Genomic DNA, 21,179 nt, shown 5'->3' with positions numbered 1-21,179 from the left:
AGGGAAACTGTTCTTTATCAATTGCTATACGGCTTTTAGGAGGTTTGTTATCTCTTTAATTCATTAAAAGGGCCACAATAATTCCTAAAATTGCTCCACCCAAGACTTGAAAAGGTGTATGACCTAGAAGTTCTTTCAAGGCTTTTTCTGCATTTATCTTAGGGTTTTCGATTGTTTTGATAATGATATTTAAAATATAAGCATGTGTCCCTGCTTGACGCCTTATTCCTTGCGCATCATACATCACGACGAATGCAAAAACAGTAGCAACAGCAAATACAGCGGAGTCAAAACCTTGCGAAAGACCTGTCGCTGTTGTCATAGAAACTACTAAAGCACTGTGCGAGCTCGGCATACCGCCTGTCGCGAAAAGCAATCGCCAATCCAGTTTACGATAGCGAAAGATATCGACAATAATTTTGATGATTTGTGCAGCAAACCATCCCACGATGGCCGTGATTAAAATTTGGTTACTTATAATTTCAGTAAAAAAGTTCATCATCCTTCCTCTTTCCTCTTTCATTTATAAAAATACTGTGACTCACCTTAACTTCATTTTATACCATTTAAGGTAAATTCAATAATAAAATAGTCCCCAGATGCTTTTCTGGGCTTGATAAAAAAACTACACCTTTCAAGGTGCAGTTATTTTTATACCATTGCAATTTTTCTGTATTCTTCGGCTTCTTCTTCTGTCGAAAGAACAAAGTGTCCTGGCGTAATCTCACGCAATTCACGTGGCTGACCATCCAACTCTGTTGTTGGATCATAAGCTTGTGGGACACGGCTACGCTCTGAGATAGGATCCGGCGCAGGAATGGCACTCAACAAAGATTGCGTATAAGGGTGTAAAGCATTATTGTAAACCTGATCAGATGTTCCGATTTCCAGAATTTTACCCCAGTGCATCACTCCGATTCGGTCAGAGATGTATTTTACCATAGATAAATCATGGGCGATGAACAGATAAGTCAAGCCTTCTTTTTCCTGAATATCACGCATCAAGTTAACAACCTGTGCCTGAATAGAGACATCCAAAGCTGAGATTGGCTCATCAGCCACGATGAATTTAGGGTTTACCGCTAAGGCACGGGCGATACCGATACGTTGACGTTGTCCTCCTGAGAATTCATGAGGATAACGTGTCATGTGGTCTTGGTTAAGACCAACGAGTTTAAGAAGTTCTTTGACCTTTTCTGTACGGTCTTCGTTATTCTTAGCCAACCCGTTTACATCAATACCTTCAGCGATGATGTCTTTGACCCGCATTCTGCCATTCAGTGAGGCTTGTGGATCTTGGAAAATCATTTGTACTTTTTCACGGAATTTTTTCAGCTCAGCACCTTTAATCTTGCTGACATCATTACCGTTAAAGTGGATTTCTCCTTTATTGATGTCGTAAAGCTTCATGATCGCACGGCCGATTGTTGTTTTACCTGAACCAGATTCACCTACAAGGCCAAAGGTTTCTCCCTCATAGATATGAAAGGAAACGTCATTAATGGCTTTATTAACATTCTTTTTTCCTTTGTTGAAAACCAGATCAACACCTTTGAATTCGACAAGTTTTTTTCTTTCTTCAGTCATTATTCAGCATTTCCCTTCATTTTCATTTTTTCCCAACGGGTCCAGCGTTGTTGGATATTTTCAGATGGCAGAACTTTTGGTGAGCGTTCATCTAAGAGCCATGATTTTACTTGATGTGTTGGTGACACTTCAAAATAAGGTGGTTCTTCTTCAAAGTCGATTTCGAGAGCGTGTTGGTTACGCAAGGCAAAAGCATCGCCTTTAGGGGGATTGAGCAAGTCTGGAGGTGTCCCTGGAATGGAAACCAAACGTTCAACATCAGTATCCACCGTTGGCATAGAATCGAGAAGTCCCCATGTATAAGGATGTTGTGGGTTATAGAAGATTTCTTCTACTGTTCCATACTCCACAATCTCGCCTGCATACATCACAGCCACACGATCAGCAAAACCAGCCACTACACCCAAATCATGGGTGATAAAGATAATTGATGATTCGATACGCTGTTGAAGCTCTGACATCATTTGCATGATTTGCGCTTGAATAGTAACGTCCAAAGCTGTCGTTGGTTCATCTGCGATAAGAATTTCTGGATCAGCTGCAAGCGCGATCGCAATAACTGCACGTTGGCGCATCCCTCCCGACCATTGGTGTGGATAGTCATTAATGTGCTGCTCACTTTGGGGAATCCCTACAGCTTTCATCAATTCCAAAGCTTTTACTAAAGCTTCTTTCTTCTTCATTCCTCTGTGCTTGATCAATGGCTCAGCAATTTGGTTACCAATACGCATGGTTGGATCAAGCGAAGTCATCGGATCTTGGAAAATCATTGAGATTTCATTACCGCGAATCTTTTGCCAATCTTCTTCTTTGATGTCTAAGAGATTACGCCCTTTAAAGAGAATCTCTCCTTGAGGGATTTCGGCATTTGCTGCATTGAGGCCCATAAGCGTTTTCGTAGTGACAGATTTACCAGAACCTGATTCACCAACGATAGCTAAGGTTTCTCCTTTTTTCAAATCAAACGAAACATCACGGATGGCTTTGACCTTCCCAGCATATGTTTTGAAATGAACATGCAGATTTTTTACTTCAAGTACTTTTTCTTCTTTTTCAGTCATTTTACTTCCTCATTTCTTAGTCTTGGCCTGATTTTGGATCGAAAGCGTCACGTAAGCCGTAACCAAAGAGGAAGAAGGCGAGTGACAGGAGAGACAAGACTACTGCAGGTACTGCAACTTGGAATGGATAGAATTGCAAGCTTTGAATACCATCTGAAATCAATGAACCTAGCGATGCTGTTGGTGGTTTAACCCCCAAGTTAATCGCCGAAAGAACCGCTTCAAAGAAAATTACCGATGGAATATCAAACATAATTTGTACGATAATAACACCTAACATGTTTGGAATAAGGTGTTTAACCATGATTTTGAACGGGCTGGCACCTAAGGTCTTCGCAGCAAGAACAAACTCACGTTCCTTAAGAGACAGGGTCATATTCCTTACCTGCCGGGCGATACCTGTCCAGATAAAGAGACCAATAGCAAGGACGATTGAAACAATACCTTGCCCAAGTAGGAGACCAAACATGGTTACAATAACCAAACTTGGAATAGAGCTGATAATCTCAATGATACGTTGCATGACCGTGTCCACTTTTCCGCCAATCCAACCGGAGATTAAACCATAAGTAATCCCGATCAGTACGTCAAAGACGATAGAGGCAAAAGCGATAATCAAGGAAATACGCAAACCAACGATTGTACGTTTAGCAATCGAACGTCCTAAAGAGTCTGTACCAAAGATAAAAGATTCACCTTCTGGTACATTTTGTACTTGGTACAGGTCTTCTGCGATTGTGCTTCCTGGTGCTGCAAAATTACCGTTCCAACCAGGAATATTTACATTTCCTAGCTTAGGAGGTAAGTTTTTATAGGTTTGAACCGCATTCGGATCAAAGTTATTGGCTGCTGATTGTGGGACAAAAAATGTTGAAACCACAGAGAACAACAGGGTGAAGATAACGACAACCATCGCTACCATTGCTACTTTATTTTTCTTAAAACGTCGCCATGCATCTTGCCAAAAAGTGAGGGCAGGTTTTGCGATCATTTCACTCGCTTCAAAATCACGGTTTGTTACAAGTTTAAATTTGCTGTTAATATTTTCCATTTTCTCCCCTCCTTTCTAGTCCAAACGTACACGTGGATCAACAAATGCTGTAATAATATCGGTGATCAAAATCATCGCCATCAACATTACGGCATAGACAACTGTAGTACCCATGATGACAGGGAAGTCCTTTGAAGGAATCGACTGTACAAACTGTTGACCGATACCAGGAATCGAGAAAATTGACTCGATGAGGACAGAACCTGTCAAGAGCCCGGCACTCATTGGGCCAATAAGTGTCAGCATTGGAATCAATGAGTTACGGATCGCATGTTTCCATAAGACTTCACGATCAGATAAACCTTTGGCACGTGCCAAGAGGATATAGTCTGATGAAAGCGACTCAATCATCTGTGCACGGACAAAACTCATGACCTGTGACATTGGAGCAAAGGAGAGCGCAAGCGACGGTAAGATAGTCTGCGCAAACGTTCCCCAGCCTGATACTGGAAGAAGTTCCCAAGTGTAACCAAAGTAAAGGAGGAGTAAAGTACCTACGATGAAGGAAGGTACTGAGAAGAAGACTGTAGAAATGATACTCAAAAGTCCATCGACCCATGTATTTTTAAAGCGGGCAGCAACAACACCAAAGAATGTTCCGACAACGACACCGATAATCAAGGCTTGGAAACCAAGTTGTGCTGAAACCGGAAGACGTTGTGCGATCATTGTGCTTACAGGTTGGTTGGCAAAGGTAAATGATGTACCGAAGTTACCTGTGAAAGCATTTTGAAGATAAATGAAGTACTGCACAATAAGAGGTTTATCTAAACCATATGCAACATTTAGTTGTTGAATTTGCTCTGGGGTTAATTTGGGGTTATTAAAGGGTGTTCCTGGCATTACCTGCATCAGGAAGAAAGTCGCTGTAATAACCACAAATAATGTTAAGAGCATCAATAAGATACGTTTTACAAGATATTTAGCTAACATATAAAAATTCCTTAATAAAAACACGAAAAGTAGGCCTCATAAGCCCTACTTATTCGTTTGATGTTAGTGCCTACTATTTTTCGATGTAAACACCTTTGAGATCGTAAGACAAACCTGTTGAGTTGAATTGCAAACCTTTAAGGTGTTGGTTACGGAGTGCTGGTGTTGCACGGTAATACAATGGGTTGATGCTTGATTCATTAAAGAGTGCTGCTTCAGCATCTTTATATGCTGCATCACGTGCTTTGTCATCCAAGACTACTGGCAATGTTGATGCTTTTGTCCAAGCTGCTTGATATGCAGGATTTACAAATTTACCATCGTTATAACCTGAGCCATCTGCAAAGAGTTGCAAGAATGTTGATGGTTCAGCGTAGTCACCACCCCAGAGTGAAAGAACGATATCAAAGTTTTGGTTTTGTGAATCTTTCAAACGTTGTTGGAAAGGTACGATTTTTTGAGTAAGTGTCAAGCCTGGCAATGTTTTAGAAAGTGAAGCTTGCAAGAAGTCAGCGACTGATTTTGATACAGGTGCATCAGCATCGGTTGTGTACTGAATGTTCAGTGATGTCACACCAATTTCTTTCAGACCTTTTTCCCAAAGTTCTTTAGCTTTTGTAGCATCGAAGTTGTAATCTTGTTTTGCAAATTCAGCAAAGTCTTTACCATCTGCTGTGACAGACATACCTGCTGGTGTGAATGTTTGTGCTACTGTACCCGCTGGAATGAATTGATCAACGATACTCTTACGGTCAGTCGCAAGATTCAAAGCATCACGGATATTTTTATTTTGCAATGCTTTAGCGACTTCTGGGCTTGTTGTACCACCGCCTGATTGGTTATATTGAAGGTAAGCTGTAGTTGCTTCTTTCAAGACAACAAGATCTTTACCATCATTGTAACCTTTATTAGCATTGTATAAGTCCATCGTACCTAAGCTGGCTTGGTCCAATTTTCCTTGTTTGAAGAGTTGAACCGCTGTATTCGGGTTAGATTGAACAGTGTAATCAATTTCGTCTGATTTTACATTGTCTTTGTCATAGTAATCTGGGTTTTTCACAAGAGAATAACTGTTGTTTGTCCCTGTCCAACCAGCATCTTTTTTGAAGATGAATGGTCCAGAGTAAACGACTTTATCAGATGAAGTTCCATATTGTTTACCAAATTCTTCAACAGCTGATTTGTTTACAGGGTAGTAAACGCTGTTTGCCAAGAGGAATTTAAAGTATGGTGTTGGTTGTGTCAAAGTAATCACCAACTCGTGGTCGCCATTAGCTTTTACACCCAACTGATTGAGGTCTTTAATCTTACCTGTGTTAATTTCATTGGCGTTCTTGATGTTACCAAGCAAGTAAGCGTATTGTGAACCTGTTGCAGGGTTTACAGCACGTTGCCATGAATAAAGGAAGTCTTTTGCTGTCAATTCATCGCCGTTTGACCATTTCAAGTCATCACGCAAAGTGATGGTATATGTTAAGCCATCATCAGAGACTTTAATATCTGATGCCATCGCGTTTTGCGCCACACCTTTGTCATCTACACGTGTCAATCCTTCTTGGGTATTCCCGATGAAGAGGTTTGAGTAAGTGTCTGTAGCCAAGCCCGAATCCAATGTAGCAATATTTGTCGGAACGGAAAGTTGTGGGTTAGCTGTCTTAGAGCCACCTCCGCCATTTCCACATGCTGCCAAGAGCCCGACCGAAGCCAGGGCAAGTGTTCCTAATGATACTTTTTTCCAATTATCCATGTAACATCCTCTTTCTGTTTGACTTATCCGACAATTTGCATTTGTTTATTATTGTCTGAAAATTTATTATGTTCTCTATTATACTTAATTCAATCTGAATTGTAAAGACTTTTCTACATATTTTTTCTAAATTTTTGCCATTTAATTTTTTTATACGTCATTTCCGAACATTATCTGACAATTTCACAATATAATTTTGCTCTTAGCACAATACTTCTTTAGAAAAAGAAAAAAAGCGAGGCTAATTCCCCTCGCGTATTATCATTCTATTCTGCTAATGCAGAAAGAATGATAATAAAAAAGCACTTGCGTGCTTAGTTTTGTAACTCTTCAACGATTGTTCCTAATTTCATGCTGTTAGATCCTTTGAGTAAAAGTTGATCTTGAGGTTGAAGCGTGTTTTGGAGTGTCTCCGTCAATTGGTTAAGGTCGGTAAAGTACGATACTTTATCTTCTGGTAATTCTGCTAGCAAATATTTCATCAAGTCACCATAGAGGTAAACGTGATCCATTTTCGAGAAATCAATTGCTGCGGCAATTCCTGCGTGAAGTTCTGGAGCTTGATCACCTAGTTCGAGCATATCAGCAAGAACAGTGAGTTTCCGTCCACTTTCATTTTTAGGTATGGCTTGGAAGGTTTCCAAGATAAGCTTCATGGCCGTTGGGTTAGCATTGTAAACATCACTAAGAATATCTGCGCCATTACTTGCCTTCTTCCACTCTGTACGGTTACGTGTCAAGGCAACATGAGACAGGGCGTGCTTGATTTTGGTCTCATCAATGTCAAGCAGCTTACCCACATAAGCCGCAAGCATTGCGTTAGTTGCATTAAATTTACCCGGCACCGGAATTGTAATTTCTTCGTCTAAGAAGTTTGTTGTGAAACTGAGTTGATCCTTGTGTTCGATAAGCTGTGTAACAAAAATATCCTCATCTGGTCCAAAACGGGTAATTTTTGTGTCTGCTGGTAAATACTTATTAATAATCTTATCTGCAGGCACAATAAGTTCACCATCTGGGCGCAAGCCCGCTTTAATTCCAAGCTTTCCTTCAGCAATTTTATCGCGTGTACCGAAAAATTCCAAATGTGATTCACCAATAAGCGTAACAAGAGCAATTTTAGGCTTAGCTATTTTAGATAGAAGGTCAATATCCCCCAGACGATCCATGCCCATCTCCAATACGATTTTTTCAGTATCGTCAGGCATATGAAGAATGGTATAAGGCATTCCAATTTCGTTATTATAATTGCCTTGTGTCTTATAGGTTTTATATTTTTCCGAAAGTACAGCCTGAATCATATCTTTGGTTGTGGTTTTCCCGTTTGATCCCGTCACAGCGATAACTTCTACTGCTGTTTTTTCTAGATAATACTGGGCTAATTTTTGGAAAGCTTCTAGACAATCCTCAACACGTAAATGGGGCTCGGCTACTTCTTGTTCAGCGAATGTCGCAAGAGCACCTTGTGCAAAGGCTGTCTCAATAAATGCGTGACCATCTCTTGCACCTTTAAGTGGCAAGAAAAGATCACCTTCTTGGATTTTGCGGCTGTCAAACTCAATATTATGAATTTCTGTATCTGCCAGTTCTGACCAATTATTTGTTGCGCCGACAATGCGGGCTATTTCGTGTAGTGTTAGTTTCATGATGAGTTTATTATATCAAAAGTCCTTTCATAACGCACCGATTCGCCATAAAAAGACAGCGTACGGTTGTCAACGGTAGCCTTATAACCTTCTATTCAAAAACAATTACTTTTTAATAATCATTTTTATGGCTTGACTTATTTTCTTCTCACGTTCTTTTTCATCGTCATCTTCTAATAGTAGAAGGCAGTTTTGTAAATTTTCAGCTACAATCAGACCGATCAAACTGTCTAAACTTGAACGTACTGCTTTAAGTTGTGTCACTACAGCATCACAATCTTTTTCTTCTTCTAGCATGCGCAACACGCCTTGCAGTTGACCATCAGCTCTTTTCAATCTATTTTTGGTCTTGCTGTCGTAAATTGTTCCCATGTGTATCTCCTCTTTCCTCTCATTATATAGGGCGCCTCATAATTTGTCAAAAAGAGTGTGCTCAGCCCACACACTGCGTACTCTACTTCTCTCGTATTGTCATTCTAATCTGCTAAAGCAGAAAGAATGGTTAAGGGTTCACCACTCGCTTTGCTCCTTGCGTATTATCATTCTATTCTGCTAAAGCAGAAAGAATGATAATAAAAACTTCAGGTTCGTGGCCTGAAGTTGTTCTATTTTTATAAGAGATGACTTTCACGAATTTCGAAGGCTTCTTGAGCCAGAGAAACAAGTTCTTCAATCAACTCACTGTATGAAAGTCCCATATTTTCCCAGAGCAATGGGTACATTGACCATTGCGTGAATCCTGGAATGGCATTAATTTCATTGAGATAGATATCTCCTTGTTCATCATAGAAAAAGTCACAACGTGAGAGTCCCGCACCATTCATTGCTTGATAAGCTTTCTCTGCATAGTTACGCATTTTCTGTGCGACTTCTGCTGGAATATCTGCAGGAATGGCCATTTCGATTTTATTATCGATGTATTTTGAACGGTAGTCATAAAAATCAACGTCTTTAACGACTTCGCCAGGCAGTGTTGAACGCACTTTGCCCCCATTTCCTAAAACAGCACATTCGATTTCTCGTGCATTAACCCCTTGTTCAATCACCACACGATTATCATATTTATAAGCTTCTGCAAGACCTGCTTCTAGCTCTTCTAAGCTGCTGACTTTAGAAATGCCAACGCTTGAACCCATATTGGCCGGTTTGACAAAAACAGGGAAAGTCAGTTTCTCTTGAACTTCTGCATGAATTTTTTCTTGATTTTCATCAGCATATGCCGCAACATAAGGAACTTGCGGTACACCTACAGCACTAAATACATGCTTAGCTAAAAGTTTATCCATTGTACTGCTGGCCGATAAAATATTGGGACCAACATAAGCTAGGCGCATAATTTCTAAGAAGCCTTGAATTGAGCCATCTTCGCCCATTGGCCCATGTAAAACAGGGAAAACCACTGCATCTTTTTCATAAATATCCGATGGTGCAACTTTTTGTTCTGGCTTGATCGTCTCATTGGTCATTAATTTTTCATTTTCTGCGGGTGTTTCAGTGAATTCTTGTGTTTTGATAAAATCACCAGCTTGACTGATAAAGTAAGTCTTCACTCTAAACTTGTCATAGTTTACTGCACGCATTACGCTTTCAGCTGAAAGAACGGAAACTTCTCGCTCTGCACTTCGACCACCATATAATAAAATCAATGTTTCTTTTGACATAATTTTCTCCACTTAAATTTCCATACGATTTTCAACTGCTTTGGATAGGGTAACTTCATCCGCATACTCAATATCTGAGCCAACTGCAAGGCCACGCGCTAAGCGGGTCACTTTGATTCCGGCGGGTTTAATCATCCGTGAAAGATACATCGCCGTTGCTTCACCATCAGATGTTGCATTTGTCGCGAGAATAACTTCTTCTACTTCACTGTCTCCCATGAGACGAGTTAAGAGACTTTTCACGTTAATCTCGTCCGGTCCGATACCATTCATTGGACTAATCGTTCCGTGCAAAACATGATACAGTCCTCTGTATTCACGGATTTTCTCCATTGCTAAGACATCTTTACTTTCCTCTACAACCAATATGGTTGTGCGATCACGCAGAGGGTCTTCACAGATAGCACAGGGATCACTCTCAGTCAGATTACCGCAAACCGAGCAAAAACGTAAATCACGTTTTGCCGAAATAAGGTTTCGGGCAAATTCATTAACATCTTGATCATCCATACCAATCGTGTGAAAGGCTAGACGTGTTGCTGTTTTTTGCCCGATACCGGGCAGTTTGCTAAAGCTTTCTATAAGTTTAGCGATTGGTTCAGGATAATAGACCATGTGTTCCTTTCTTCTTTCTGTGTGATAAAGTCATAACTATTATACCACACCTTTCGCTCAGAGAATTATCCTCATATTCTGTGGAACTATTCTACTCTGCGAATGTGAGATATTGTGTATTATACCATAACTTAAATTTCTGTACATTTAAGCCTAATGTGCTTTCAAAGAGCAACAATGACTCTCAAGGCAGCAGCAGCTTGTCCTTTTTTTTGTTATAATAAATTTCAATCCTGATAATGATTTACTGAAAGAGGACTTTCCGATATGGTTGAACAATACACCCTACAATCTAGCGATGAGCAAACTGAGCTACATCTGCTTTACTGGCCGCTGGAACATCCAAAGGCGGTAATCCAACTCATTCATGGTATGGCAGAAAACATTGAACGCTACCATGCTTTTGCCCTCTACCTCAATAGTTTGGGATTCGCAGTGGTCGGTCATGACCACTTAGGACATGGGCATTCTGTACAGCAGAAAGAGCCCCTTTACGGTTACTTTGGTACCGCTGGTCCCCAGAATGTCATCTCTGATATTTATAAAGTCAAAACTTGGGCAAAGAAAAAGCTCCCCACACTGCCTTATTTCATGATGGGACACAGTATGGGTTCTTTTGCTTTGCGTAACGTTCTGCAAGATTATCCTGTTGATATTCAGGGGGTGATATTTATGGGAACGGGGACAAGTCCTCTCCATTTGAATTTCTTCCTGCCCTTCATTAAGAAAATAAGTCAAAAAAAACCAAAAGTTGTCGCTCCTTTGATAGATAAGCTTGCTTTTGGTAGCTATAGCAAAAAATTCCCTGAAAAAGGGAATTTTAACTGGCTTTCGAAAAATCAAAGTAATGTCTCTTCCTATGAAAATGATCCTCTACTCGGCTTTACGTTTACACGTAATGGTTTTGCGACACTTTTCTCACTAGTCCATAGAGCCAATCAAAAAAACTGGATGTATAATATGCCCGCGGACTTGCCAATTCTAATTATTAGCGGTGCTGCTGATCCGGTCGGCGACTGGGGTAAAGGACCGCAAAAAGTTTATCAGAAACTCCAAAAAGCAGGATTTAAACACCTCAAACTCCAGCTTTTTCCTGAATTACGTCATGAGATTCTCTTTGAGACAGAATATGAAGAGGTCTACCACACTATTGGCGACTGGTTAATGCAACATCTCCCACAATAGATTCTCTGATATGCTGCACAATTTCTAGCATAAGAGGGTCTTTTTCTTCTGCATAAGTAATGCTGGTAAAGCTCCGCTGATATTTGTTGCCTAAACTTTGATAAGGCATTCCTTCTGAAATAAAGCGTTTTGAAATTAAAGACACACCTAAGCCAGCTTGAATATGGGCAATAATCATGTCATTATTGTTCATTCTTACCAAGTAACGTGGTTTAAAACTTTCTTCTTGGAGATATTTCTTGATGTAATGCCCTACACCTGAACCAATTTCTCTTGTAAAAAAAGTTTCGCTCTCTAAGTTACCTGCAAGAACTAATTCATCTTTAAACAGTGGAAAGGCTTCTACCTGCTCACTTGCCAAAGGTTTTTCGATAATGCCAAAATGCAAATCATGATTTTCAACCTTATTAAAAACTTTTTCTGAATCATACATAGATATTTTTAAATCAATCTGATCTAAGTAAGGAACAAGTTTAGGGTATAGCAAAGGCATAATTCCGATGGCTGCACTCTGTGATATCCCAATTTTAAAAGGTTTCTTGGCAAGTGTCGTCTGATTGAGTTCAGATTGTAAGTTTTCCCAGTCTTGAACATACTGGACTGCTTTCTTATACAGCAATTTTGCTGCTTCCGTAGGAATGACTTCGCGGTTCTTTCCGCGAATGAAAAGCGAATTGCCCACTTCTTCTTCTAATTTCTTTATCCTGACCGTCACTGTGGGCTGGGAAATAAACAAGTACTGCCCTGCTTTGGTAAAACTCCGCGTTTCATATATGGCGATGAAGGTTTCAAACAGTGAAAACATTATATCTCCTTTATTTTTTTATTACTTTTTTCTATTACTATAATTACAATAATTCATTTTACAAATTAAATCAAGTGTTTTATACTTAAAGCAGTGCTTGAACTGTTAGCTTCACTACAGTTCATACTCAATAATCATGTAAATACTAGGAGTTCTCGATGAAACAAATGTTTTTAAATTTTTTGAAAAAAATCCCTATCCCTATTTGCGGTCTAATTTTAGGTATGGTCTCCTTGGGAAATCTACTTTATTCCAAAGGATTCACCTTTCTAGGAAATACTTTTGACCTTGTTGGTCTCTTTTTTATGTTTTTGATCATGTTGAAACTTATTTTTACGATGCGCCATCTGCTGGAAGCTCTTAAGGATCCTATCATTGGCTCAGTTTCCCCAACTTTCACTATGGCTTGGATGGTCATTTGTGTCTTTCTCAATAGGATTTTCCCTCACTCAAGTCTAGTTTACTTCATTTGGCTGCTTGCTATCTTCCTACATTTTCTCTTGATGGCTTATTTTGTTGCTCTTCACATCTTGCCGCAAAAAGTCGGAATGGTCCATGTCTATCCGAGCTGGTTTATTACCTTTGTAGGCTTGGGTGTTATCCCCAATACAGCAACAGTATTTAATTTAGAAATCGGCCGTATCGTACTTTGGCCTGCGCTCCTCTTCTACTTTATATTGCTCCCGATTATTACACATCGTATCTTTATTTTCAAAAAAATGCATGAGTCGACGCTTCCACTCATCACCATCCTTACAGCTCCAGGTTCTCTCTGTTTAGCAGCCTACCTCACTGTGACAGAAAGCAAGTCAAATCTTTTTGTTTTCTGTTTATTCCTGCTTTCACAGTTGATTTATCTTGCGACTGTGGTCCTCGTTATTCCTTTGCTCCGTCTACCTTTTTACCCAAGCTACGCTGCCTTTACCTTCCCTTTGGTTATTTCTGCTACTGCGGTTCATCTTATGGCTCAAAGTTATCCGGCCTTAACAGCCTTACTTACTCCTCTCTCCGTGATAGAACTTGTAATTGCCTTCTTCGCAGTTACTTACGTTTTGATTCGTTATAGCTACTTTTTAGTCAAAAAAGCTTAAATTAAAACCAACTCTCATTGAGCTGGTTTTTTTTATTTTATTTAAAATGATACATAGAGTTATAGAGGTTAGTAATCTCACGTGTGATATTTTGACCAATCTTCGAGGTCACACCACCTTCTTTAACTGTAGTTTGCGGAACCATAACACCGATAGAAATTTGTGGGTTTTCGGTTGGTGCATAAGCGACAACATTGTTTACTGTTACGGGTACACTTGTGCCATCTGGGGCCACATATGTTACTTCGGCAGTACCTGTTTTAGCAGAAATAGAAACTTCAGCACCTTGTGAAGGGCGCATGTAGTAACCTGTAGCACCGATTTGCCCATTTACAAAGTCATTTCCGTGAACGACTTGATACATACCATTATGTAGGACATCCATGTTTTCTGGAGTGATATTTACTTTGTCCATGATTTTCGGCGTGATATTTTTAACGAGTTTACCCATGCCTCCTTCAGAGTTGGTTTCATAGATACCATCCACAATATGCGGTGCTAAACGCTCACCATTATTTGCCAAGGTCATACCGTATGTTGCAAGTTGAAGTGGTGTATAGGTATCAAACTGACCGAAAGATTCCATGAGCAAGTCAGAAACTGTTATGTTATTTGCATCTTTGATGTAGCCTTGTGTTTCTCCAGGAATGTCAAAGCCTGTTGAGGTTCCCATTCCATAGGAAGCAAAGGCTTCACGTAGCTTTTTGAAGGCAGCTACACGGTCTGTACCATCAACAGCCATGTTAGGAACGTAAGGTTGACCTAGCAACTTGAGTGCTATTTGAACCATATATGTATTAGAAGAATATTCTAGGGCTTGAACAGCATTAATTGGAAGGATGCCATTGGTAAACCATGATTCGATCAAACTTGACCCTGCTATCTGGATAGGCATATCATTGAGAATTTGATTACCGGCAATAACATTAGCATTCCAGCCTGCTGTCAGCGTTGCTGGCTTAACTACCGAACCAGGGACAAAAGCAGATTGGAAAGTACCATTAGTGTTACTTTGCATTGCCCCTGTTTTTTCATCACGTTCAAGCCCCGATAAGGCTAAAACCGCGCCCGTCTTAGAGTCCAACACAACAGCATATGCGCCCTGAGAATAAGTCCCAAAACCATCCGCGATCATATTGTTCATTTCGGTTTCCAAAATCTTATCAACAGCATCTTGGAATTTCAAATCGATCGTAAGTTTGAGATTATCTCCCTTGCTCCCTTTTTGTTTCACTTCCGTTCCAGTGACATTGCCTTGCTTATCGGTCAATACGTTACTAATCGTATGTGTCCCTTGCAAGTACTTTTCATAGCCCTTTTCTAAAAAGGCAGTCCCGACACGGTCATTGCGTTGGAAACCTTCTTTAAGATACTCATCCAGCAATTCTTCTGGAACCCCTTGTTTCTGAGTCGTTACCGTACCTAATATAGGCTTAAGCGCTGTATCCGCATATTTGCGGTTCCAGCTAGTTCCTACAGAAATCCCCTGCAGTTCGCCCTCATGTTCTCCAATATAAGCCTGCTGTTCTGCTGTAAGATTACTTGTTGTAATAATCGTTGTATTAAAGATTGTTGTTGAATTCATTTCTTTAAAGAGCTTGACTGCAAACATTTGCTGCTCATTAAAGTTAATATCCGTCTCGGTTACCTTACTGAGTTGGACATTATAAATTTCAGAACCTGAAAGCGAATTCCCCTTCTCATCTGTTTTTTCGTCCTTAGTCAGACTTTTAGCAATTTTCTCCAAGTTGTTGGCATCAGCCAAAAAATAATCCTTTTTATCTCGCTCGGTAATTTGTTTAAAATCATTGTCTAAAGTTAAGATGCCAGCAAGACGGTCCGCAATTTTACGCATATCATCTGCTGTCGTATTTTGCCCGCGCGTGTACTCGATCGCTTCAACAGGTTCTGTTGTCGCTAAAGGAACACCTTTCGCGTCATAAATATTCCCACGAGGTGCGCCTTGAACGATTTGTAGCGAGCCTGCGCCCCCTGCTTGTTTACTTTCATAAAAGCTCTGATTCATGATTTGCATGTGGTACAGCTTACCAATCAAAACTAAAAAGAGAACCGTGATGACAAAAAAGAGAAGCTTAACGCGCCCAGATGCCAACATGGTTGGGTTTTTTAATAACTTACGTGTTTTATCTTTTTTTCCGTTTAATTCGTTTCGTGTTTTTCTTTTCTCAGACATGGAACCCTATCCTAATTTTAACTCGTCATATTTATACCTAAACATTTTACCACAATAAGCTGTATTTTACCTTACATTTTTTAAAGAAAAGAAAAAACCTGCTTGATGCAGGTCTTATCGTATTATTTATGCTTGTTTTGGTGCAAGGTAGTATTCCTTAACAAGGTTCAAATTATCATCAAATTCGAACACGAGTGGTGGGAAGTTAGGGATTTCAACATCCATGATTTCATCATCTGAAAGCTGTTTGATATGTTTTACCAATGCGCGGATTGAGTTACCGTGCGCACCAACGAATACGTTTTTACCATCTTTCAATGCTGGAGCGATTTGATCTTCCCAGAATGGCAATGAACGTTCAAGTGTAACTTTGAGGTTTTCAGCATCAGGGATAAGGCTATCTTCAAGGTTAGCATAACGACGGTCAGCATGTGCTGAGTACTCATCATCACGTGGCATTGCTGGTGGCAATACATCATATGAACGACGCCAGATGTGAACTTGCTCATCACCGTGTTTTGCAGCAGCGTCAGCTTTGTTCAAGCCAGTCAAACCGCCGTAGTGACGTTCGTTCAAGCGCCAAGTTTTTACAACTGGTACCCAAAGTTGGTCAGAGTATTCAAGTGCATAGTTTGTAGTTTTGATCGCACGTTTCAATACAGAAGTGTACGCGATATCAAATTCGATACCTGCAGCTTTGATGAGTTTACCTGCATCAATTGCTTGTTGTGTTCCGTTTTCTGAAAGGTCCACGTCAGCCCAACCTGTGAAAAGGTTAGCCAAGTTCCATTCTGATTCACCGTGACGTGCAAAAACTAATTTTACCATTATGTGAGTTCTCCTATGTTAAATGTTTTACAAAATTTGTATACTGCTCTATTTTACACTAATTTTCATATTTTTTCTAGCCTAGACTCTAGGCTGGCTAAAACTTATAATTTTCAAAATAAACTTCTAAACTGCGCTTGTAAGACTTGGCTGCATCTGTTAAAAGTTGACCTTTTTGTTTAACCAAAATCAAGCTGTTTACATTATCTCCATCCATTGGAATAACCGTGACATTGTGTACACTTTCCTTATCAATAAATCCTAAACCTGTCGCATAGGCATCTGTACGCTCCAAGATACCATTTAAGGTTGCACGGTCGGTCACATTATAAATAAAAGTATTTTCAAAAGTTTCCACAAGGTCTTCCGAGTAGTAAAGAAATTGTTCATTTTCTTGAGTGAAGCGAACACGGTCTAAAGCTTTCAAATCACTTGTTTTGATGCTTTTCTTACGTGTCAAAGGATGATTTTTACGTAAATAAATATGTGTTTGTGAAATAAAAAGCTCTTCATAATCTAGCTCCAGCTTATCCAGCATACGGAGAATACCAGAACGATTATGCTTATTCAAGTACACAACACCAAGCTCGCTATGCCCTTGAGCCACTTCTTGTAAAATATTATAAGTCGTTGATTCAAAGACACGAAAATTCTTGATTTCAGGATTTTTCTTTGAAAATTCAACACCTACAGGAGCAAGAAAATCATAGTGCTGGCTTGCAACTGAAAAATGTCGTTCGGCTTCTTTCGGCTTTGCATATTTCGACTCAAAAGCTTCAAAGTCTCGTAAAATCGCTTGCGCTTGCTCATAGAAACGTTCACCTTCAATCGTCAAGCTGGCTCCCGTGTTTGTCCGTTCAAAAATTTGGAAATTAAGCTCTTGCTCCAAATCCTTAACCGCAATTGACATAGATGGCTGACTCACAAAGAGCTGCTCACTCGCCTCACGAAAGGTTCCACTGTTAGCGATAGCCACAACATAACGAAGCTGTTTGATGTTCATTTTTGCACTCCTTGATATTTCTTTAGCATTAATTAATAAATACTATTCCCGGGAACTCTTTTCACTCTCCCTTTTTGGTTTCGCACTAAGGGTGAAACCCGCCGCAACATTAAAAAAAGCCTATAGTTCAATTATACACTATTGACTAGGCTTTTTATTTTATTTTATAACTTAGTTTGCTCTTTTTTCGACATCTGCACGTTTCCAAAGGACACATTGATATTTTTCACACCAGAAGACATCTTCTTCTTTTTTCTTCACATGACTAAGCTGAAAAGTAAAGAGGTCGTCGACTTTAGTTCCCAGAATCTCTGCTAATTTAAAAGCTAGCAGAAGTTCGGGATCGTATTTATCATTTTCGATAGCATTGACGGTTTGTCGACTCACGTGAGCGATGCGCGCCAAATCTTCCTGAGAAAGTTTCTGAGCTTGTCTAAATTCACGAATTCTGTTTTCCATGCTTCCTCCTGATGATTTTGTTAAATCTGTGTTACTTTTACTATTTAATCATCTTTTGAGGCTTTTTGCAATATTTTTTTCCCAAAAGTCACTGATTCCTAAGCGTTTTTCTCGTCTTTTACACAAACCAAACGATAAATGGCATCTGTGTAGATTTCAATAGCTTTATAAAGTTCTTCAAGCTTTATGTGCTCATCAGTTTGGTGCATAGTAAATGCAGAATCAGGGAAAAGAGCCCCATAAGCTACACCGCGTTTCATTAATCGCCCATATGTTCCACCACCTACTGTTTGTGGTGGACTGTCATCACCCGTGTGTTCGCGATAAGTACTCAAAAGCACTTGCACTAACGGATCTTCTGGTGAAAGATAGTGCGGTTGGTAGTTAATAAGCGCACTAATGCTTACTTTCTGGATAAAAGCAGTCAAATGCTTACTAAGTCGTTCTTGGATATCTTGCTCTGTCAAACCTTTCGGGTGACGGATATTGAGTGCAATCTTATTTTCCTGTCCATCCTCTGCAAAGTGAAAGACAGAAGGATTGACCGACAGTTTACCCATGTCCTCATCTTCATAAGCAATTCCAATATTCTTTCCTTCAAAATCTTGGTGAAGCTTCTGGCCAGCCACTTCTAGAAACTTTTGTGCATCTGCTCCAAAATCATATGCAGCAAGGAACTTGGCTAAATATGTTGCAGCATTTTCTCCAATTTCTGGTGTGGAACTGTGTGCTGATTTCCCTTTAATTTGTAAGGAAGTTTTTGCTCCTGTTTTCGCAAATCTTCCTTCCAGCCTGTTCTTCTCCAGGTATTTTTCAAAATCGACTTTCAAGTCGAGAGGACTCGTAATCAAAGTCTTAGCCTCTTCTGGCACACAATTTTCTTGTATGCCACTCCTAAAATCATGGAGAATAAAGTCACCGTCATTTTTATGTCCAAAGTGCAGATACTCGGTAAGATTACTTTTTTCACCATTAACTACCGGAAAGCGTGCATCTGGTGAGAAGCCAAAATCTGGCAATTGTACTTTGGGAAGGTAATAAGCCATATCCTTCCATCCACTCTCTTCATCAGTTCCAATAATAAAGTTTACTTTTTTATAGAAAGGTACACCAGCCTCTTTCAAAATTTTCAAAGCATAATAGGTGGCCAGTGCAGGTCCTTTATTATCTAGAACACCGCGAGCATACAACCGTCCTTCTCTAAGTGTTGGTTCATAAGGAGGATTTGTCCAGCCTTGACCTGCTGGAACAACATCAGCATGAACAAAAATCCCCAATGTTTCTTCACCTTGACCATAATGTACTTCTCCAACATAATTCTCAAAATTTGCTGTTTTGAAACCATCTTTGTGGGCAATCTTTAGAAACTCCAGCATAGCAAGACTCGGTCCTGGACCAAAAGGAAATTCTCCGTTAGCCTCTTCATCATTTCGCTCAGAGTTTATTTTTAGTAACGCAATTAAGTCTTGCAAAAAGACCTCTTTACGTTTTTCTACTTCACTTTTAAAATCAATCGTCATGCACTGTCCCCCAGTTTACATCATTTATGGGTCACGCTCTTTGCCCATGTATCGCCAATAACCTGAACCAAAAGAACCAAAATCAGGATAAGTAAGGTTGCCAAGAAGGTCACATCATTAGAAAAGCGATTGTAGCCATATGCGATGGCTGTGTTTCCTAATCCTCCTGCTCCAATCGCACCCGCCATAGCTGTTAAACCAATCAAGGAAATAATCGTAACGGTAGATACCCGAATCAAACTACCAAGTTCTTCACGAAGATAGACTGTAAAGACGATATCCCAGAAATTAGCGCCTACAGTCTGTGCTGCTTCGACCGTCCCTTTATTTACACTTTCTAAAGCAACTTGAACTTGACGTGCATAAAAAGGAAAGACACCAAGTGTCAAAGGGACCAAAGCTGCTGTTGTTCCAATCTGTGTACCCACAATTTTTTGAGTGACAGGAGCAATAATAGCAAGTAAAACGATAAAGGGTACCGCACGGAAAATTGATGTAAACTTATCCAAAAAAGAATAAAGTGCACGATGAGGCGTAATCCCTCCTTCGTTAGTCACAACAAGAGCGACACCAAATACCAGTCCAAGAAGCCCACCAAAAAGCCCTGACCAAAAAACCATAAAGAGTGTTTCTATGATTGAAGTCACCCAACCTGTATCTCCGTGTAAACCTAAGGCTACAACATTTGGAAAATGTTCTGTAAACCATGCTGTCATCTATTTCACCTGCGCTTTCAATACTGTAAACTCAATATTTTGGCCTGCCAAATATTCTTTAGCAGCCAAACGATTTTCTTCTGTTCCTTTTAGAGACACGACTAAAGAACCAAAACGTGTATTTTGTAGAACCTCAACATTCCCATAGAAGATATTCGTTGAAACATCAAATTTGCGGGTAATTTCCGACATAGCTGGTTCTCCTGATTGATTGCCATAATAAGACAAATAGATCAGTTCTTCATCGTCTGCCAGGTCACTGAATGTATCATTTTCAGTCAATGAATGAATAAAACGAGAGACATTCGATGTGGTATCGATGAATTGTTGTGTCAGTTGCTCTTGAGGATGGGCAAAGATTTCTAAAAGGTTATTTTGCTCAATCACTTCACCATTCTGCATAACTGCAACTTTATTGGCGATTTCTTTCACGACATGCATTTCATGAGTAATTAAAACGATAGTGAGACCCAAACGTTTTTGGAGATCCTTCAACAAGTCCAAAATTTGATTAGTTGTTTTTGGATCCAAAGCAGATGTTCCTTCATCAGAAATCAAAATTTCGGGATCATTCGCCAAGGCACGCGCAATAGCTACACGTTGCTTTTGTCCACCTGATAATTGGGCTGGGTACTTTTCTTCAAACTCTGACAAACTAACAAGATTAAGCAAGTCACGAATTTTTTCTTCCTTCTGTTTATCAGATAAAGGGCTATGTAAAAGCGCAAATTCGATATTTTCAAAAACCGTTTTTTCATTAAGGAGGTTGAAATGTTGGAAAATCATTCCGATTTTTTGACGTTCTTTACGGAGCTCTGCCGTCTTAATTTTAGCTTGATCCTTACCATCAGCTCCCGCTTTAAAAAGAACCTTGCCATTGACTTTCACCTCACCAGCACTTGGTTTTTGCAGAAGATTAATCGTACGGACAATCGTTGACTTGCCAGCACCTGAGTAGCCGATAATTCCAAAAATATCGCCTTTTTCGATATGGATTGTTGTATCTTTGACTGCATCCACCTTATTTTTCTTGGTCTCATAGGAAACTCTGATATTATTTAGTTCAATAATTGCCAT

At 39.8% G+C, this 21,179-nt stretch carries 20 protein-coding genes; 2 read left to right on the top strand and 18 right to left on the bottom strand.

The window, feature by feature from the left end; translation table 11 throughout:
• Positions 1–55: 55 nt before the first annotated feature.
• The 10 genes from lgb_RS01160 to recR form a co-directional block, all read right to left on the bottom strand.
• Entirely contained in the window at positions 56–499 is a 444-nt protein-coding gene (locus lgb_RS01160) for a divergent PAP2 family protein (protein ID WP_003133825.1), read from the bottom strand.
• 152 nt (positions 500–651) lie between these two features.
• Complete coding sequence (locus lgb_RS01155) at positions 652–1,587, bottom strand: ABC transporter ATP-binding protein (protein WP_019294202.1); 936 nt, start codon at positions 1,585–1,587, stop codon at positions 652–654.
• Positions 1,587–2,648, bottom strand: a complete 1,062-nt coding sequence (locus lgb_RS01150; protein ID WP_003133822.1) for an ABC transporter ATP-binding protein — start codon at positions 2,646–2,648, stop codon at positions 1,587–1,589. Before lgb_RS01150 ends, lgb_RS01155 begins: the two co-directional genes overlap by 1 nt.
• A gap of 16 nt (positions 2,649–2,664) precedes the next feature.
• A complete protein-coding gene (locus lgb_RS01145) occupies positions 2,665–3,699 on the bottom strand; it encodes an ABC transporter permease (RefSeq protein WP_003133820.1) in 1,035 nt (344 codons plus the stop codon).
• A 15-nt stretch (positions 3,700–3,714) separates the two neighbouring features.
• Positions 3,715–4,632, bottom strand: a complete 918-nt coding sequence (locus lgb_RS01140) for an ABC transporter permease (RefSeq protein WP_003133819.1) — start codon at positions 4,630–4,632, stop codon at positions 3,715–3,717.
• A gap of 73 nt (positions 4,633–4,705) precedes the next feature.
• On the bottom strand, positions 4,706–6,379 hold the full coding sequence (locus tag lgb_RS01135; RefSeq protein WP_019294201.1) for a peptide ABC transporter substrate-binding protein: 1,674 nt from the start codon (positions 6,377–6,379) through the stop codon (positions 4,706–4,708).
• A gap of 314 nt (positions 6,380–6,693) precedes the next feature.
• Positions 6,694–8,025 (bottom strand): UDP-N-acetylmuramoyl-tripeptide--D-alanyl-D-alanine ligase, encoded by a 1,332-nt coding sequence (locus tag lgb_RS01130; RefSeq protein WP_019294200.1) that lies wholly within the window; start codon positions 8,023–8,025, stop codon positions 6,694–6,696.
• 105 nt (positions 8,026–8,130) lie between these two features.
• The gene (locus lgb_RS01125; RefSeq protein ID WP_019294199.1) at positions 8,131–8,397 is read right to left on the bottom strand and encodes a metal-sensitive transcriptional regulator; all 267 of its coding nucleotides are present in this window, start codon (positions 8,395–8,397) and stop codon (positions 8,131–8,133) included.
• 239 nt (positions 8,398–8,636) lie between these two features.
• A complete protein-coding gene (locus lgb_RS01120; RefSeq protein ID WP_019294198.1) occupies positions 8,637–9,686 on the bottom strand; it encodes a D-alanine--D-alanine ligase in 1,050 nt (349 codons plus the stop codon).
• Between the two features lie 12 nt (positions 9,687–9,698).
• Positions 9,699–10,301 (bottom strand): recombination mediator RecR, encoded by a 603-nt coding sequence (gene recR, locus lgb_RS01115; protein WP_017368792.1) that lies wholly within the window; start codon positions 10,299–10,301, stop codon positions 9,699–9,701.
• A 267-nt stretch (positions 10,302–10,568) separates the two neighbouring features.
• Between recR and lgb_RS01110 the strand changes: the two genes are divergently transcribed.
• Positions 10,569–11,486, top strand: coding sequence for an alpha/beta fold hydrolase (locus lgb_RS01110; protein ID WP_019294197.1), 918 nt, complete (start codon positions 10,569–10,571; stop codon positions 11,484–11,486).
• On the opposite strand, the gene lgb_RS01105 is transcribed toward lgb_RS01110, so the two are convergent.
• The gene (locus tag lgb_RS01105; protein WP_019294196.1) at positions 11,449–12,291 is read right to left on the bottom strand and encodes a LysR family transcriptional regulator; all 843 of its coding nucleotides are present in this window, start codon (positions 12,289–12,291) and stop codon (positions 11,449–11,451) included. The genes lgb_RS01110 and lgb_RS01105 overlap by 38 nt on opposite strands.
• A 158-nt stretch (positions 12,292–12,449) precedes the next feature.
• Between lgb_RS01105 and lgb_RS01100 the strand changes: the two genes are divergently transcribed.
• Positions 12,450–13,382, top strand: coding sequence for a TDT family transporter (locus lgb_RS01100; protein ID WP_019294195.1), 933 nt, complete (start codon positions 12,450–12,452; stop codon positions 13,380–13,382).
• 37 nt (positions 13,383–13,419) lie between these two features.
• Here lgb_RS01100 and lgb_RS01095 read toward each other — a convergent pair whose 3' ends face one another.
• The 7 genes from lgb_RS01095 to lgb_RS01065 form a co-directional block, all read right to left on the bottom strand.
• Positions 13,420–15,576, bottom strand: coding sequence for a penicillin-binding transpeptidase domain-containing protein (locus lgb_RS01095; RefSeq protein WP_019294194.1), 2,157 nt, complete (start codon positions 15,574–15,576; stop codon positions 13,420–13,422).
• A gap of 126 nt (positions 15,577–15,702) precedes the next feature.
• On the bottom strand, positions 15,703–16,404 hold the full coding sequence (locus lgb_RS01090) for a phosphoglycerate mutase (protein WP_003133801.1): 702 nt from the start codon (positions 16,402–16,404) through the stop codon (positions 15,703–15,705).
• Positions 16,405–16,501: 97 nt separating this feature from the next.
• Positions 16,502–17,407, bottom strand: coding sequence for a LysR family transcriptional regulator (locus lgb_RS01085; protein ID WP_003133799.1), 906 nt, complete (start codon positions 17,405–17,407; stop codon positions 16,502–16,504).
• A 171-nt stretch (positions 17,408–17,578) separates the two neighbouring features.
• Positions 17,579–17,866 carry a helix-turn-helix transcriptional regulator gene (locus lgb_RS01080; protein ID WP_003133798.1) on the bottom strand — a complete coding sequence of 96 codons (288 nt, stop codon included), beginning with the start codon at positions 17,864–17,866 and terminating at the stop codon, positions 17,579–17,581.
• A gap of 98 nt (positions 17,867–17,964) precedes the next feature.
• Entirely contained in the window at positions 17,965–19,386 is a 1,422-nt protein-coding gene (gene pepV / locus lgb_RS01075; RefSeq protein ID WP_019291409.1) for a dipeptidase PepV, read from the bottom strand.
• A gap of 20 nt (positions 19,387–19,406) precedes the next feature.
• On the bottom strand, positions 19,407–20,102 hold the full coding sequence (locus lgb_RS01070) for a methionine ABC transporter permease (protein ID WP_003133796.1): 696 nt from the start codon (positions 20,100–20,102) through the stop codon (positions 19,407–19,409).
• Positions 20,103–21,179 (bottom strand): methionine ABC transporter ATP-binding protein, encoded by a 1,077-nt coding sequence (locus lgb_RS01065; RefSeq protein WP_019291411.1) that lies wholly within the window; start codon positions 21,177–21,179, stop codon positions 20,103–20,105.

The organism is Lactococcus petauri (assembly GCF_023499275.1).
In the GTDB taxonomy this organism is placed as follows: domain Bacteria; phylum Bacillota; class Bacilli; order Lactobacillales; family Streptococcaceae; genus Lactococcus; species Lactococcus petauri.
The sequence above is the reverse complement of the archived record's forward strand: the minus strand, read 5'-3'. Positions and strand labels throughout refer to the sequence as shown.

Bases quoted from the DNA above. Each gene is read 5' to 3' on its own strand.
- lgb_RS01160 (WP_003133825.1), bottom strand. From the start codon at position 499: ATGAACTTTTTTACTGAAATTATAAGTAACCAAATTTTAATCACGGCC.
- lgb_RS01155 (WP_019294202.1), bottom strand. From the start codon at position 1,587: ATGACTGAAGAAAGAAAAAAACTTGTCGAATTCAAAGGTGTTGATCTG.
- lgb_RS01150 (WP_003133822.1), bottom strand. From the start codon at position 2,648: ATGACTGAAAAAGAAGAAAAAGTACTTGAAGTAAAAAATCTGCATGTT.
- lgb_RS01145 (WP_003133820.1), bottom strand. From the start codon at position 3,699: ATGGAAAATATTAACAGCAAATTTAAACTTGTAACAAACCGTGATTTT.
- lgb_RS01140 (WP_003133819.1), bottom strand. From the start codon at position 4,632: ATGTTAGCTAAATATCTTGTAAAACGTATCTTATTGATGCTCTTAACA.
- lgb_RS01135 (WP_019294201.1), bottom strand. From the start codon at position 6,379: ATGGATAATTGGAAAAAAGTATCATTAGGAACACTTGCCCTGGCTTCG.
- lgb_RS01130 (WP_019294200.1), bottom strand. From the start codon at position 8,025: ATGAAACTAACACTACACGAAATAGCCCGCATTGTCGGCGCAACAAAT.
- lgb_RS01125 (WP_019294199.1), bottom strand. From the start codon at position 8,397: ATGGGAACAATTTACGACAGCAAGACCAAAAATAGATTGAAAAGAGCT.
- lgb_RS01120 (WP_019294198.1), bottom strand. From the start codon at position 9,686: ATGTCAAAAGAAACATTGATTTTATTATATGGTGGTCGAAGTGCAGAG.
- recR (WP_017368792.1), bottom strand. From the start codon at position 10,301: ATGGTCTATTATCCTGAACCAATCGCTAAACTTATAGAAAGCTTTAGC.
- lgb_RS01110 (WP_019294197.1), top strand. From the start codon at position 10,569: ATGGTTGAACAATACACCCTACAATCTAGCGATGAGCAAACTGAGCTA.
- lgb_RS01105 (WP_019294196.1), bottom strand. From the start codon at position 12,291: ATGTTTTCACTGTTTGAAACCTTCATCGCCATATATGAAACGCGGAGT.
- lgb_RS01100 (WP_019294195.1), top strand. From the start codon at position 12,450: ATGAAACAAATGTTTTTAAATTTTTTGAAAAAAATCCCTATCCCTATT.
- lgb_RS01095 (WP_019294194.1), bottom strand. From the start codon at position 15,576: ATGTCTGAGAAAAGAAAAACACGAAACGAATTAAACGGAAAAAAAGAT.
- lgb_RS01090 (WP_003133801.1), bottom strand. From the start codon at position 16,404: ATGGTAAAATTAGTTTTTGCACGTCACGGTGAATCAGAATGGAACTTG.
- lgb_RS01085 (WP_003133799.1), bottom strand. From the start codon at position 17,407: ATGAACATCAAACAGCTTCGTTATGTTGTGGCTATCGCTAACAGTGGA.
- lgb_RS01080 (WP_003133798.1), bottom strand. From the start codon at position 17,866: ATGGAAAACAGAATTCGTGAATTTAGACAAGCTCAGAAACTTTCTCAG.
- pepV (WP_019291409.1), bottom strand. From the start codon at position 19,386: ATGACGATTGATTTTAAAAGTGAAGTAGAAAAACGTAAAGAGGTCTTT.
- lgb_RS01070 (WP_003133796.1), bottom strand. From the start codon at position 20,102: ATGACAGCATGGTTTACAGAACATTTTCCAAATGTTGTAGCCTTAGGT.
- lgb_RS01065 (WP_019291411.1), bottom strand. From the start codon at position 21,179: ATGGCAATTATTGAACTAAATAATATCAGAGTTTCCTATGAGACCAAG.